We start from the raw sequence: 608 nt of genomic DNA, 5'->3' as shown, positions 1-608 counted from the left end.
GCCGCCGCCAAGGCCGCCTTTCCGGGCTGGTCGCGTTCCGGCATCCTCGAGCGCCATGCGATCCTGAAGAAGACCGCGGACGAGATCCTGGCGCGCAAGGACGAACTCGGCACGCTGCTGGCGCGCGAGGAGGGCAAGACGCTGCCGGAGGCGATCGGCGAGACGATCCGCGCGGCGCAGATCTTCGAATTCTTCGCCGGCGAGACGCTGCGGCTTTCCGGCGAGGTCATCCCCTCGGTGCGGCCGAACATCGGCGTCGAGATCACCCGCGAGGCCGTCGGCGTCGTCGGCATCATCACGCCGTGGAACTTCCCCATCGCCATCCCCGCCTGGAAGATCGCGCCGGCGCTGGCCTATGGCAATACCGTCGTCTTCAAGCCGGCCGAGCTCGTGCCCGGCTGCGCCTGGGCGATCGTCGACATCCTGCACCGCGCCGGCCTGCCGAAGGGCGTGCTCAACCTCGTCATGGGCAAGGGCTCGGTCGTCGGCCAGGCGATGCTGGAAAGCCCGGACGTCGCCGCCATCACCTTTACCGGCTCGACCGGCACGGGCAAGCGGGTGGCGGCAGCCTCGATCGAGCATAACCGCAAGTTCCAGCTGGAGATGGG

At 69.1% G+C, this 608-nt stretch carries 1 protein-coding gene; it reads left to right on the top strand.

Features of this window, described 5'->3' with window-relative positions:
- Nucleotides 1-608, top strand: a 608-nt coding sequence (locus OCK02_RS26115) for an aldehyde dehydrogenase family protein (protein WP_263815564.1), incomplete at both ends; no start/stop codon positions are given.

Origin of the sequence: Rhizobium sp. TRM96647, from assembly GCF_025780115.1 — a bacterium.
GTDB lineage: Bacteria > Pseudomonadota > Alphaproteobacteria > Rhizobiales > Rhizobiaceae > Mycoplana.
The sequence above is the reverse complement of the archived record's forward strand: the minus strand, read 5'-3'. Positions and strand labels throughout refer to the sequence as shown.